A 13,472-nucleotide genomic window follows, 5' to 3' on the forward strand; every position below is an offset into this window, starting at 1 on the left:
GCTAGCGCTCGACGAAGGAGCGTTCGATCACGTAGTCGCCGGGTTCTCCGATTCGCGGCGAGATGCTGAAGCCACGCTGGTCGAGCATCTCACAGCAGTCCTTGAGCATCGCCGGGCTGCCGCAGATCATCGCGCGGTCGACTGCCGGATCGAAGGCTGGCAGGCCGACGTCCGCGAACAGTTTCCCGCTGGCGACGAGATCGGTGATGCGGCCACGGTTGCGGAAAGGCTCGCGCGTCACCGTCGGGTAATAGGTCAGCTTGCTTGCAACTTCGGATCCGAAGAACTCGTTCCGGGGCAGGTGTTCGGTGATGAAGCTGGTGTATGCGAGCTCGGAGACGTGACGCACGCCGTGGATCAGGATCACCCTTTCGAAGCGCTCATAGGTTTCGGGGTCCTGGATCACGCTCATGAAGGGTGCAAGGCCGGTCCCGGTGGAGAGCAGGTACAGGTGCTTGCCCGGGCGCAGATCGTGCAGCACGAGCGTTCCTGTCGGCTTCTTGCTGACGACGATCGGATCGCCCTCGCGCAGATGCTGAAGCCGCGACGTGAGCGGACCGTTCGGTACCTTGATGCTGAAGAATTCCAGATGCTCTTCGTAATTGGGACTCGCGATACTGTAGGCACGGGTCAGCGGACGGCCATCGACCTCTAGTCCGATCATCACGAACTGACCGTTCTCGAAGCGCAGCCCGGGATTGCGGGTTGTCTTGAAGCTGAACAGGGTGTCGTTCCAGTGGTGGACTTCGACGACACGCTCGGTGGAAAGATTGCTCATGATGGCTTCCGTGGTGGGGCTTATATAGCTGCAGACTCTAAAGCGGGTTGTTCAACCTGTAAAATGGGTAATTTGGATCATTGATATCCATCTGATAGATAAGAGCCATGCGTTACACGCTCAGACAACTCGAGGTTTTCGTTGCGATTGCGCGACTGGAGAACGTGTCGGCTGCGGCCAGGCAGCTCGCCATGTCACAGTCCGCAACAAGTACTGCTCTTGCCGAGCTCGAACGTCAGTTCGACCTGAAGCTGTTCGACCGGGTCGGAAAATCGTTGCGTTTGAACGAGCTTGGGCGCGATCTGCTGCCGCGGGCAATCGAGCTGATCGACCGCGCCAGTGAATTCGAGGATCGGCTGCAGGGACACGTGGGATTCGGCGGGCTCAGGATCGGTGCGACGTTGACGATCGGGAACTATCTCGCCACCCTGATCGTCGCCACGTTTCTGAAGCGCCATCCAGAGAGCCGCGTTGCGCTGGAGGTCCATAACACTTCAACGATCATCCAGCGCGTCGCCCGGCACGAGCTCGACCTGGGGCTGATCGAGGGCACCTGTCGCCATCCGGACCTCGAGCTGGAGCCGTGGGTCGGCGACGAACTGGTGGTGTTTTGCGCGCCGACCCACCCGCTTGCCGCACGCGGTCGTGCGTCGGTGAACGAGCTGCTCCGGGAAGCCTGGATTCTCAGAGAAACCGGCTCGGGCACCCGGGAGATATTCGAACGGGCCTTTCGGCATCACCACGAGAGGCTCGAGATCAAGCTGGAGCTCGAGCATACGGAGGCGATCAAGCGTTCCGTCGAGGTCGGGCTCGGCATCGGATGCATCTCGCGGCTGGCGTTGCGTGAAGCCTTTCGGCGCGGCAGTCTCGTCCCGATCGAGACACCGGAGCTCGACCTGCGTCGTGCCTTTCACTTCTTGTGGCATCGCGAGAAATATCATTCCGTCGCGATGCAGGCTTTCCTCGAGCAGTGTCGGGCGATGACCAAGGGTGTCTCGAGCGCAGAGCGGATCGAGCTGCCCTTCATTCCCTGACAGCTTTCGCGGGGAGGACGCACGGAAGGCGACCGTCCCCGCGTACTTCGTCAGTCAGCGTAGGCGTCCATCGGCACACACGAGCAGAACAGGTTGCGATCGCCGTAGACGTCGTCGATGCGGTTCACACTCGGCCAGAACTTGTTCTCGGCCACCCACGAAAGCGGGAACACCGCTTGCTGTCGGCTGTACGGGCGGTCCCAGTCGGCAATTACGTCGGCCTGGCTGTGCGGTGCATTCTTGAGCGGATTGTTGTCGGCGGGCAGCGTGCCGTTCTCGATCTGGCGAATCTCGTTCCGGATCGCAATCATTGCTTCGACGAAGCGGTCCATTTCGCCAAGGTCTTCCGATTCGGTCGGCTCGACCATGATCGTGCCGGCGACCGGAAAGGACATGGTGGGGGCGTGGAAGCCGTAATCCATGAGGCGTTTCGCGATATCGACCTCGGTGACGCCACAACTTGCCTTGATCGGACGAATGTCGAGGATGCACTCGTGAGCGACGCGGCCCTGGGTGCCGGTATAAAGCACCGGATAGTGCTCTGCCAGGCGTGCGGCGATGTAGTTCGCGTTCAGGATGGCTGCTTCCGTCGCGCGCTTGAGGCCCTCGCCGCCCATCATTGCGATGTACATCCAGCTGATCGGCAGAATCGAGGCGGAGCCGAAAGGCGCAGCGGAAACCGCGCCCTGGCCTTTGTTCACGCGGTTCTCCTCACCGGTGCCGACCACCACGTGATCGGCCATGAAGGGAGCCAGATGGGCTGCAAGCCCGATCGGGCCCATGCCCGGGCCGCCGCCGCCATGGGGGATGCAGAAGGTCTTGTGGAGATTCATGTGGCTCACGTCGGCGCCGATCGTCGCCGGCGAAGTGAGGCCGACCTGGGCGTTGAGGTTGGCGCCATCCATGTAGACCTGCCCACCATTGGCATGCACGATGGTGCAGATCTCCTTGATCGCCTCCTCGAATACGCCGTGGGTGGAGGGGTAGGTGATCATCAGTGCGGCAAGTCGTTCCTGATGTTTTTCAGCCTTGTCGCGCAGGTCGGAGACATCAACGTTACCGTTGTCGTCGCAGGCTACAGCGACCACGTCCATGCCGCACATCTGGGCCGTGGCCGGGTTGGTGCCATGGGCGGATTTCGGGATCAGGCAAACGTTCCTGTGCGCATCGCCGCGGCTGGCATGATAGCGGCGGATGGCGACGAGCCCCGCGTATTCGCCCTGCGCGCCGGAGTTCGGCTGCATGCAGATCGCGTCGAACCCGGTAACCGCCTTGAGGTAGTCCGTCAGGCCGGCGAGCATCTGCAGATAGCCCTCGGTCTGGTTGCGTGGCGCGAACGGATGAATGTCGGCGAATTCGGGCCAGGTGACCGGAATCATCTCGCTGGTGGCGTTGAGCTTCATGGTGCACGAACCCAGCGAGATCATCGAATGATCGAGCGCCAGATCGCGATTCTGCAGCTTCTTGAGATAGCGCAGCATCTCGTGCTCGGTATGGTGACTGTTGAACACCGGATGGCTGAGCACGGCGTCGGTGCGCAGAAGCGATTCGGGCAGAGAGCCCCGGCTTGCGACCTCCCGATCGAGCACATCGATGTTCGCATTGACCTTGCCGATCAGCTTGATCAGACGAGTAATGTCGTTACGGGTGCACTTTTCGTCGATCGAGATGCCGAGTATGCCGTTGCCGAGACTGCAGAGGTTGTACCCTGCGTTCTGGACGTCCTGGTAGGTTGCCTGGGCAAGGGCGCCGAGGTTGATCCGGATGGTGTCGAAATAACGGGTGGTGAGAACCTGCACGTCGGCACGCAGCAGGCCTTCGACGAGGATTGCGGCAAGGCGGTGGATACGGCCGGCAATCGTCTTCAAGCCGGCCGGGCCATGATAGACGGCGTACATGCCGGCCATGTTGGCGAGCAGGACCTGCGAGGTACAGATGTTCGAATTCGCCTTTTCGCGGCGGATGTGTTGCTCGCGGGTCTGCAGCGTCATGCGCAGCGCGGCCTTGCCACGGGCGTCCTTGGAGACCCCGATGATGCGTCCCGGCATCGCCCGCACGTTGGCTTCACGGGTGGCAAAAAAGGCTGCGTGGGGGCCACCGAAGCCGAGCGGGACGCCGAAGCGCTGGGCCGAACCGAGGGCGATGTCGGCGCCCATCGAGCCGGGCGACTTGAGCAGCACCAGAGCCATGAGGTCGGTCGCCACTGCAGTGATCGCGCCGTTGGCCTTCAGGGTCGATATGACGTCGGTCAGGTCCTCGACTTTGCCACTTGCGCCGGGGTATTGCAGCAGGGCCCCGAATACCGTGTGCTGGCCGGCATCGGAGGCCTTTCCGAAGATCAGTTCAAAGCCGAAATAGCCGGCGCGCGTGCGGATCACATCGATGGTCTGCGGGAAAGCATCCTCATCGACGAAGAACGCGTTCGATTTCGATTTGCTCACGCGACGCGCCATGGCCATCGCTTCGGCCGCTGCAGTCGCTTCATCGAGCAGCGAGGCGTTGGCCAGCTCCAGACCGGTCAGGTCGACGACCATCTGCTGGTAGTTCAGCAGGGCCTCGAGGCGCCCCTGGGCGATCTCCGCCTGGTAGGGTGTGTATGCGGTGTACCAGCCCGGATTTTCCATGACGTTACGTAGGATCACCTTGGGCGTGATGGTGTCGTAGTAGCCCATGCCGATGAGGGAGCGCACCACCCGGTTCTTGCCCGCGATCGCCTTCAGTTCGGCGAGAGCCTCGTGCTCAGGTTTGGCGCCTGCGATCGGCAGCGCAGCGTCAAGCCGGATGCTCGCCGGTACGGTCTGCTCGATCAGGGCGTCCACACTCGGTGCACCGATGGCTTTGAGCATGGTGGCGATTTCGGTGGGGTTGGGGCCGATGTGGCGGGCGATAAAATCGTCACGCTGTTCGAGCGAGGACAGGGGCGCGTTCATGGCAGTAGTGGCGAGTTCGGGCATGGCGGGTCGATCCAGGGGGGCTCTGGGGGAGTGGGGCGGCCCGACCTGCGTCGGGCGGGTTTCGCAGGAGCGTGCTCAGGCGGCGTCGACGACAGCCTGGTAGCCTGCGGCATCGAGCAAGGCTGAAAGGTCACTGCCCTCGGCGGGTTTGATCTTGAACAGCCACGCGGCGTAGGCATCGGTATTGACCGATTCCGGGGCGTCCACGGCGTCCTGATTGAAGCCGATCACCTCGCCTGCAACCGGGGCATAGATGTCGGAGGCTGCCTTGACCGATTCGATGACTGCACATGCTTCTCCGGCGGAAAGGCTGCGCCCTTCTTCCGGCAGTTCGAGAAACACCACGTCACCCAGTGCTTCCTGGGCGTGGTCGGTGACGCCGATGGTCAGGCTGCCGTCGGCTTCTGCACGAATCCACTCGTGGGACTTGGTGTATTTGAGGTCTGCGGGGATGTTGCTCATCGTTGGACTCCGGATTGACTGCGGGTGCGGTGAAAAAACGGGTTCGGAAAGTGTCTTGCCTGCTTTCAGAGGCAGAGGTCAGCCGGTCAGCGCCTTGCCATTGCGGACAAAGGGAAGTTTCACGAGATGGGCCGCGGCACGTTTGCCGCGGATCTCGACCTCGACTGGCGCGCCTGCCACGACGCCGAGCGGAAGTCGCGCGAAGGCGATCGACTTCTCGAGTGTTGGCGAGAAGGTGCCGCTGGTCGTTTCACCTTCTCCATGGGCGGTGAAGACCTTCATGTGGGCACGCAGCACACCCTTGTCGTCGAGGATCAGCCCGATCATTTCATTTGCCTGGGGCTTGGCGAGCAGCGCCTCCCTGCCCACAAAGTCGCGCGTCTCATCCTTGAAGTCGACCGTCCAGGCGAGGCCCGCGTCCAGTGGCGAGACGGTGTCGTCCATGTCCTGGCCGTAGAGGTTCATGCCAGCTTCGAGGCGCAGCGTGTCGCGGGCGCCAAGACCGCACGGGGCGACGCCTGCCGCGGCAAGTGCATCCCAGATCGCGACCGCCCGATCGGCCGGAACGGTAAGCTCGTAACCGTCCTCGCCCGTGTAACCGGTTCGCGCGATCAGGATTTCGTCGAACCAGGCTGCCTGAAACGGCTTGAGCTCGCCGGCGACCGACTCGCTGCCCGGCAGTGCCTGCCAGGTCTTGGCGCGGGCGTTGGGACCTTGTACGGCAATCATTGCCAGATCACGTCGGGACTCCAGGGTCACGTTCGCTCCGGTGTCGGCAATGTTCCGGCGCATCCACGACAGATCCTTGTCTGCCGTACCGGCGTTGACCACGATGCGGTAATTGTCGTCGCTGAAGTAATAGACGATGAGATCGTCGATCACCCCGCCGGCCGGATTGAGCATGCAGGAATAAAGCGCCTTTCCCGGCGTGCGCAGCTTGGAAACATCGTTTGCCAGCAGGCCGCGGAGCCACTTCGTGGCGTCCGCACCTTCAAGATCCAGCGCGAGCATGTGCGAGACGTCGAACATGCCTGCGTCGCGGCGCACCACGTGATGCTCCTCGATCTGCGAACCGTAATTGACCGGCATGTCCCAGCCGGCAAAATCGACCATGCGGGCGCCGGCAGCAACGTGTGTGGCATGAAGTGGGGTTTGCTTGGCCATGCGGGGCTCCTCGGATCAGGTATCAGTGTAGGCAACATTGGCGGGGGCGCGACCGCCAATCGGTCACGACCCCGTCTGTCCCTTGTACCTGAGAGATTGCGGCCGCGCCCAATCGAGACGCCGCGTGCCCCTTCGGTGGATGTGCCGGCGCGCAAGGACGCCCACATCGCTCTCCAGATTTTCGTTTCGTCTCGCGGTCCTGTTTGCCTGAGCGGTTCCGGGGGTTACGCCTTCGGCGACTCGCCATGCACAGCACATTGGCTGGCGCGGGAGTACTCTCCCGCGAGACGGGCGGACGATAGCATTGGCCGGGGCTGCCCGCAAGGGTTTGCTAGAATCGCGGCATGAAGCCTTCACGAAGCCGTTTTCTCGATGTGCGTGGCCTTTCCTACCATGTTCGCGAATGGGGCGACGATCGCGCGCCGCTGCTTTTCATGCTGCATGGATGGATGGATGCCTCGGCCACTTTCCAGTTTCTCGTGGACGCGCTTTCGTCCGACTGGCATGTCGTTGCACCCGACTGGAGGGGATTCGGCAAGTCGGCGCGCGTGGGCGACGCATACTGGTTCCCGGACTACCTGGCAGACCTGGATTCAATGCTGACCCGATTTTCGCCGGAAATCCCGGCGCTGCTCGTTGGCCACAGCATGGGTGGCAACGTAGCCTGCATGTATGCCGGTGTGCGCCCCGCAAGAGTGGCGGCCGTTGTTTCGCTGGATGGCTTCGGACTGGCCGATCGCGATCCGGCCGAGGCGCCCGGACGTTTCGAGAAATGGCTCGGCGAACTGCGCCAGCCTGTGGCGTTTCGTGATTACCCGAGCCTCGACGCGCTTGCCCTGCGCCTGCGGCGCGACAATCCGCGTCTCGAGCCTGCGCAAGCCCGTTTCCTGGCAGAGCATCTCGGCGAAAGGAGCGATGATGGCACGATCCGTTATGTAGCTGATCCGGCGCACCGAAGGGTCAATCCTGTGCTTTACCGCAGGGCGGAGGTATTGGCATGCTGGCGACGGGTCGACGCATCGGTGTTGTGGTTGGCGCCCGAAGAGCCCGCGCTGCGTCGCAAGCTGGGTGTAAGCGATGCAGACCATCTGCAGGCACGTGAGTGTTTTCGTGATTTTCGCGAATTGGCGGTTGGAGATGCGGGGCATAACCTGCATCATGACCAGCCCGTTATCGTGGCCCGGGCGGTGGAGGATTTTCTGCTTCCCCGCCTGCCGCAAGAGTGTGCCGAATGAACCCGGTGAACGCCGACATGCACTGCCATTCCACCGTTTCCGACGGTTGGCTCACGCCCACCGAGGTTGTGCGACGTGCCGTGTCGAACGGCGTCGATCTGCTTGCCCTCACCGATCATGACGAAACGGGCGGACTCGACGAAGCCGCCACGGCCGCTGCCGGGTCCGGACTCAGGTTATTGCCCGGTGTCGAGATCTCGGTTTCCTGGCATGGTGATACCGTGCATGTCGTCGGACTTGGCATTGACCCCGGCTGCTCCGAACTGCTCGAGGGGCTGCGTACCCTGCGGGCTGGCCGGGATGAGCGCGCCCGAAGGATTTCGAATGAACTGGATCGGGTTGGAATCCACGACGCGTTCGAGGGCGCCTGTCGCTTCGCCCGGAATCCCGCGCTCGTGAGCCGTGCGCATTTTGCGCGTCATATCGTGTCGACCGGCTTGATGGCCGATGTCCAGACCGTGTTTCAGTACTATCTTGCCAAAGGCAAGCCGGGCTATGTCGAACACGAGTGGGCGGCGCTTGCCGACGCCGTCCGCTGGATTCGTGCTGCAGGCGGCGTGGCGGTGATTGCCCACCCAGGGCGTTACCGGCTTGCGGGAGGCGAGCTGGAGGCGCTTCTCGAGGAATTCGTGGCACTTGGCGGCGAGGGGGTGGAGGTAGTGTCCGGCTGTTCACTCGAGGGCGAGGTCGAACGTATCGCCACGCTCGCCAGAAGGTACGGCCTGCTCGCTTCGCGCGCCTCCGATTTCCACGGCCCGGACGAGAGTCCGGCCGACATCGGTGGATGTGAAAATCTGCCTCCCGACCTCGAACCCGTGTGGACCCGTTTTGCGACAGCGTCCGGATCCCGCAATGCGAAGAAACCGTAAATGGCTCAGTTTTTCAATGTTCACGCCGAACAACCTCAACCACGACTGATCCGGCAGGCCGCGGAAATCATTCGTGGTGGTGGACTTGCAGCGTTGCCCACCGATTCGGCCTATGCCCTCGCGGGGCATACCGGTGACGCCTCTCTGCTCGAAAGGATCCGGCGCATCCGCGGGGTCGGAGAGCGGCATCACTTTACCCTGCTGGTGCGCGATCTGTCCGAGATCGCGACCTATGCGCGGGTCGACAACGCGCAGTATCGACTGCTCAAGGCGACGACTCCGGGGCCCTACACCTTCATTCTCGAGGGCACCAAGGAGTTGCCGCGGCGGGTCCTCCACCCGAAGAGGAAAACCATCGGACTGCGCGTCCCCGAACACCCGTTGATCAGTGCGTTGCTTGAGGAGCTCGACGAGCCGCTGCTCAGTTCGACCCTGCTCCTGCCCGAGGAAACGCTTCCTTTGACCGATCCAGAAGAGATCCGCGAGCGGCTCGGCAAGCAGCTCGATCTCGTCGTGGAGGCCGGTTACTGCGGAGCGGAAACAACATCGGTGATCGATCTGACTTCAGGCGCCCCGGAGCTTGTTCGCGCCGGCCGCGGATCGCTTGAGCCTTTCGGCCTTTCCGCAGACTGAGCGAAGTGGGGCGTCTGCTAGAATGCAACGCTTTTCCGGGATGATCCGAAATTCTTGATGGAACAATTGATATCCACCCTGGCGATCTGGGCCATCCCGGTGCTATTCGCCATCACCCTGCACGAGGCTGCGCATGGTTATGTAGCCCGGCATTTCGGTGATCCGACTGCCGAGCGAGCGGGTCGGATCACGCTCAATCCACTGAGCCATATCGATCCGGTGGGGACCTTGCTGGTGCCGGGTCTGATCCTTGCAGTGAGTTCGTTGTTCGGTGGCGGCATGCTGTTCGGCTGGGCGAAACCCGTGCCGGTGAGTTTTGGCAGATTGCGGCGCCCCAAGGCCGACATGCTGTGGGTGGCGGCGGCCGGGCCGTTTGCCAACCTTCTGATGGCAATCGGCTGGGCGCTGATGTTTGGCATCGCGCTGCGCATGGGAGACTCGGCTTATCGCATCCCGATGATGAAGATGGCCGATGCGGGCGTACAGATCAATGCAATCCTGATGTTCCTCAATCTCATCCCCGTTCCGCCTCTGGATGGAGGCAGAATTGCCGTCAGCCTGCTGCCTAACCGATTGGCGGCGAACTTTGCGAAACTGGAGCCCTATGGGTTTCCGATCTTGCTGTTGTTGCTCGTGACCGGCATGCTCGAAGCGGTGCTTGGCCCATTGGTGGCACTGTTCCGCTATTCTCTTGACCTTGTTTTCGGACTTTGAATCGACACATGTACGCAGAACGCGTCCTCTCCGGCATGCGACCAACCGGTCGCCTCCATCTCGGCCACTATCATGGCGTCCTGAAGAACTGGGTGAAGCTGCAGGCCGAATATCCCTGCCTGTTTTTCGTTGCCGATTGGCACGCCCTGACGACCGCATACGATGATCCGAGGGTGATCGAGGAAAGTGTCTGGGACATGCTCGTCGATTGGTTGGCCGCCGGCGTGGACCCGGCGCAGGCAACGATGTTCATTCAGTCCCGGGTGCCCGAGCATGCCGAATTGCACCTGTTGCTGTCGATGATGTGTCCGCTTGGCTGGCTCGAACGCGTGCCAACCTACAAGGACCAGCAGGAAAAGCTCAGTGACAAGGATTTGTCGACCTACGGCTTTCTCGGCTATCCGCTGTTGCAGTCAGCCGACATTCTCATCTATCGCGCCGACAAGGTGCCGGTTGGTGAGGATCAGGTTCCTCACGTGGAGTTTACCCGCGAGGTCGCACGACGCTTCAATCATCTCTACGGCAGGGAGCCGGGGTTCGAGGAAAAGGCGCGCGAAGCGGTACGAAAGCTGGGCTCGAAGCGGGCTAAGCTTTATGAGGAGCTCCGGACCCGTTTTCTTCAGGACGGCGAGGAGACCGCCCTGGAGCAGGCGCGGGCTCTGCTGGAGGAAACACAGAATCTCAGCCTCGGTGATCGCGAACGCCTATACGGGCACCTGGAAGGAGGCGGCAAGATGATTCTCGCCGAGCCCGATGCTTTGCTGACTGAAGCAGCAAGGATGCCCGGGCTGGACGGGGCGAAGATGTCCAAGTCCTACGGCAACACGATCTTCCTGCGGGAAGATCCGGAGTCGATCACCAAGAAGATTCGTACCATGCAGACCGATCCGGCCCGCGTGCGACGTACCGATCCGGGGGATCCGGAGAAATGCCCGGTGTGGCAGTTCCATCAGATCTATAGCGATGATGCGACTCGCAACTGGGTTCAGCAGGGCTGTCGAAGCGCGGGTATCGGCTGCCTTGATTGCAAGCAGCCGGTTGTCGAGGCAGTGTTGAGTGAGCAGGCCGTCATGCGCGAGCGGGCCCAGCCCTACGTGGACGATCCGACGCTGGTCCGCAACATCATTGCCGACGGTTGCGAGCGGGCACGCAAACTCGCACAGGAAACCATGCGGGACGTACGCGAGGCGATGGGGCTCGATTACGGTTGACCGCGGTCGACCCGATCGGTCCGTTCGGCTTCCGGCAATGCAACACGCATGAATCTTCCCCTCGAGCTCGTCCCGGTCGAAACGCCAGCCCAGCTGGCGGCGGTGGCGCGTCTGTATGGCGAGCCCCTGATGGAGTTTCCGAAAGATCTCTACATCCCGCCGGGCGCGCTCGAGATCATTCTCGATGCATTCGAGGGGCCGCTCGATCTGTTGCTTTACCTGATCCGCAGGGCCAACCTGAACGTTCTCGATATCCCGATGGCGCCATTGACCGCGCAGTATCTGGTCTATGTGGAGGCGATGCGGGCGAGCAACCTCGAACTGGCAGCGGAATATCTCTTGATGGCAGCGATGCTGCTCGAGATAAAATCGCGCTTGTTACTCCCGAGGCCGGCTTCCGGCTCCAGCGATGACGAAGTCGATCCGCGGGCGGAGCTTGTGCGACGCTTGCTTGAGTACGAGCAGACCAAACTGGCTGCCGCGAAGCTCGATGCGATGCCGCGGGTGGACAGGGACTTCGAATGGGTCAGCGTGTTCGTGGCGGAAAAGCTCGTCGAGCGGCAGCCCGAGGTCAGCCTCCACGACTTGCAGCACGCCTGGCTCAGAATGGTAAGGAAGGCGCGACTGACTCAGCACCATCGGGTTGATCGCGAGGAGCTTTCGGTGCGGGAACACATGACCGCGATCATGCGCAAGTTGCAGGGCGGTGATTTCGTGGTGTTCGATACGCTGTTTGACCCATCGATAGGCGTGCCGGCACTCGTCGTCAGCTTTCTCGCGGTGCTGGAACTGGTGAAGGAAAGGCTGGTGGCTTGCATGCAGAACGAACCGTTCGCTCCGATCTACGTGAAGTTGAACGATGCAGAAACCGAGCTCGCCTGAGGCGTTCAAGCTGGTTCTCGAAACGGCACTGTTCGCTGCCCCGGTGCCGCTTTCGGTTGCCCGTCTGAGACAGTTGTTCGAGGAAGATCCGGGGCCGGATCTTGTCCGCCGGTTGCTCGAGGAATTGAGGGAAATGTGGTCGGATCGCGGGATTGAGCTCGCCCAGGTTGCCGGCGGTTGGCGTTTCCGTACCCGGCCGGAGTATCAGGAATATCTCGATCGCCTGAAGGAAGAGCGGCCGCCACGATACTCCAGGGCAGTACTCGAAACACTGGCGATCATTGCCTATCGGCAGCCCGTGACGCGCGGTGACATCGAGGAAATCCGAGGCGTCGCGGTGTCCACGAACGTCATCAAGACTCTGGAGTCCCGTGGTTGGGTCGATGTTGTCGGATATCGTGATCAACCTGGTCGTCCGGCGTTGCTGGCAACGACGCGCAGATTCCTCGATGATCTCGGACTGCGCAGTCTGACCGAGTTGCCGCCGCTAACCGAAATTGAAAGGATCATGGATCTTGTCGAATTACCGCAAATCGGGCCGGCCGAGACCGGCGACACCGAAAACACCGAAGGCTGAAGCCAGCGCACGCAGTGCGCGATCCGCAGCGCCATCACCGGGGCGTCGTGGCCCGCAGGCACGTGACGCCGAGCCGGAGCGACTGCAGAAGGTGCTCGCGCAGACCGGCGTGGCATCCCGCCGCGAGGTCGAAGAGATGATTGCCGCGGGGCGCATATCGGTCAATGGAGAGACCGCAACGATCGGGCAGAAAATCGGTCCGCTGGACCGGGTGCGGGTGAACGGCAAGCTGGTAAACATCCAGTTCGAAATCAAGGTGCCGCGCGTGCTCCTTTATCACAAGCCGGATGGCGAGATCGTCTCGAGGGATGACCCCGAAGGCAGAGTTTCGGTATTCGATCGTCTTCCAGCTCTGCGCAGGGGACGCTGGATCGCCGTTGGCAGGCTGGACGTGAATACCTCGGGCTTGCTGCTGTTCACCAATGATGGCGAGTTGGCGAATCGCCTGATGCATCCTCGTTACGAGCTTGAACGCGAGTATGCCGCGCGTCTTCTGGGCTCGCTCGATGAGGCGCAGATCGCTTTGCTCAAGAATGGTATCGAACTGGACGACGGCATTGCGCGTTTCAACGAGGTTGCAGATGCCGGGGGCGAAGGCGTCAATCATTGGTACCACGTTACGATCTCCGAAGGGCGTAACCGGGAGGTTCGGCGCATGTTCGAAGCGGTCGGCCTCACCGTCAGTCGGCTGATGCGTCTGCGCTACGGCCCGGTGCGCCTGCCGTCTCGGCTCAAGCGTGGCATGTGGCAGGAAATGGATGTGCGTGAAGCTTGCTCACTTGCGGGAATTCCGGTGCCGCAGGCAGCCGTTGCGCGTGAAAGGGGCAGTCGATGAGTTTGCGCCGCAAATAGGGCGCTGATATACTTTGCCGGCTTTGATGGCGCGAATGCCGTCAAAGCACGTTTTTCCGGTTGAGTACAACAGGAATGGGCGTAATGCCCATTTTTTTATTTGTGGG

Annotated in this window: 13 protein-coding genes and 1 riboswitch; of the genes, 9 read left to right on the forward strand and 4 right to left on the reverse strand. The window is 61.8% G+C overall.

All coding sequences use genetic code 11. The features are described 5' to 3' along the window. Window position 1 precedes the first annotated feature (1 nt). Window positions 2-778: a ferredoxin--NADP reductase gene (locus GQB03_RS08200; RefSeq protein WP_159687279.1), complete on the reverse strand. Its 777-nt coding sequence runs from the start codon at window positions 776-778 to the stop codon at window positions 2-4. 107 nt (window positions 779-885) lie between these two features. Between GQB03_RS08200 and GQB03_RS08205 the strand changes: the two genes are divergently transcribed. After that, window positions 886-1,812 (forward strand): LysR family transcriptional regulator, encoded by a 927-nt coding sequence (locus GQB03_RS08205; RefSeq protein WP_159687281.1) that lies wholly within the window; start codon window positions 886-888, stop codon window positions 1,810-1,812. A gap of 50 nt (window positions 1,813-1,862) precedes the next feature. Here GQB03_RS08205 and gcvP read toward each other — a convergent pair whose 3' ends face one another. The 3 genes from gcvP to gcvT all read right to left on the reverse strand — a co-directional run bounded on the left by gcvP (window position 1,863) and on the right by gcvT (window position 6,392). Next, window positions 1,863-4,766, reverse strand: coding sequence for an aminomethyl-transferring glycine dehydrogenase (gene gcvP, locus GQB03_RS08210; protein WP_159687283.1), 2,904 nt, complete (start codon window positions 4,764-4,766; stop codon window positions 1,863-1,865). 75 nt (window positions 4,767-4,841) lie between these two features. Further along, window positions 4,842-5,228, reverse strand: coding sequence for a glycine cleavage system protein GcvH (gene gcvH / locus GQB03_RS08215; RefSeq protein WP_159687285.1), 387 nt, complete (start codon window positions 5,226-5,228; stop codon window positions 4,842-4,844). A 78-nt stretch (window positions 5,229-5,306) separates the two neighbouring features. Further along, a complete protein-coding gene (gene gcvT, locus GQB03_RS08220) occupies window positions 5,307-6,392 on the reverse strand; it encodes a glycine cleavage system aminomethyltransferase GcvT (RefSeq protein ID WP_159687288.1) in 1,086 nt (361 codons plus the stop codon). A 184-nt stretch (window positions 6,393-6,576) separates the two neighbouring features. After that, window positions 6,577-6,685, reverse strand: a riboswitch (glycine riboswitch). A gap of 51 nt (window positions 6,686-6,736) precedes the next feature. Here gcvT and GQB03_RS08225 point away from each other — a divergent pair. From GQB03_RS08225 to rluB, 8 genes are read left to right on the forward strand one after another with little or no spacing between them, the layout of a single operon-like run. Beyond that, window positions 6,737-7,627, forward strand: a complete 891-nt coding sequence (locus GQB03_RS08225; protein ID WP_159687290.1) for an alpha/beta fold hydrolase — start codon at window positions 6,737-6,739, stop codon at window positions 7,625-7,627. Beyond that, window positions 7,624-8,496, forward strand: coding sequence for a 3',5'-nucleoside bisphosphate phosphatase (locus tag GQB03_RS08230; protein WP_159687292.1), 873 nt, complete (start codon window positions 7,624-7,626; stop codon window positions 8,494-8,496). The genes GQB03_RS08225 and GQB03_RS08230 overlap by 4 nt, the downstream gene beginning before the upstream one ends. After that, window positions 8,497-9,129 (forward strand): L-threonylcarbamoyladenylate synthase, encoded by a 633-nt coding sequence (locus GQB03_RS08235; protein ID WP_159687294.1) that lies wholly within the window; start codon window positions 8,497-8,499, stop codon window positions 9,127-9,129. It abuts the gene before it with no gap. 57 nt (window positions 9,130-9,186) lie between these two features. Next, complete coding sequence (locus GQB03_RS08240) at window positions 9,187-9,843, forward strand: site-2 protease family protein (protein ID WP_159687296.1); 657 nt, start codon at window positions 9,187-9,189, stop codon at window positions 9,841-9,843. A gap of 8 nt (window positions 9,844-9,851) precedes the next feature. Continuing rightward, a complete protein-coding gene (locus GQB03_RS08245; RefSeq protein WP_159687299.1) occupies window positions 9,852-11,054 on the forward strand; it encodes a tryptophan--tRNA ligase in 1,203 nt (400 codons plus the stop codon). Between the two features lie 48 nt (window positions 11,055-11,102). Then, window positions 11,103-11,936, forward strand: coding sequence for a segregation and condensation protein A (locus tag GQB03_RS08250; protein ID WP_159687301.1), 834 nt, complete (start codon window positions 11,103-11,105; stop codon window positions 11,934-11,936). Then, window positions 11,914-12,513 (forward strand): SMC-Scp complex subunit ScpB, encoded by a 600-nt coding sequence (gene scpB, locus GQB03_RS08255; protein WP_159687303.1) that lies wholly within the window; start codon window positions 11,914-11,916, stop codon window positions 12,511-12,513. Before GQB03_RS08250 ends, scpB begins: the two co-directional genes overlap by 23 nt. Further along, window positions 12,434-13,348: a 23S rRNA pseudouridine(2605) synthase RluB gene (gene rluB, locus GQB03_RS08260; protein WP_159687306.1), complete on the forward strand. Its 915-nt coding sequence runs from the start codon at window positions 12,434-12,436 to the stop codon at window positions 13,346-13,348. Before scpB ends, rluB begins: the two co-directional genes overlap by 80 nt. The last annotated feature ends 124 nt before the right edge of the window (window positions 13,349-13,472 follow it).

This window comes from Cognatazoarcus halotolerans, from assembly GCF_009800965.1.
Classification (GTDB): Bacteria; Pseudomonadota; Gammaproteobacteria; order Burkholderiales; family Rhodocyclaceae; genus Cognatazoarcus; species Cognatazoarcus halotolerans.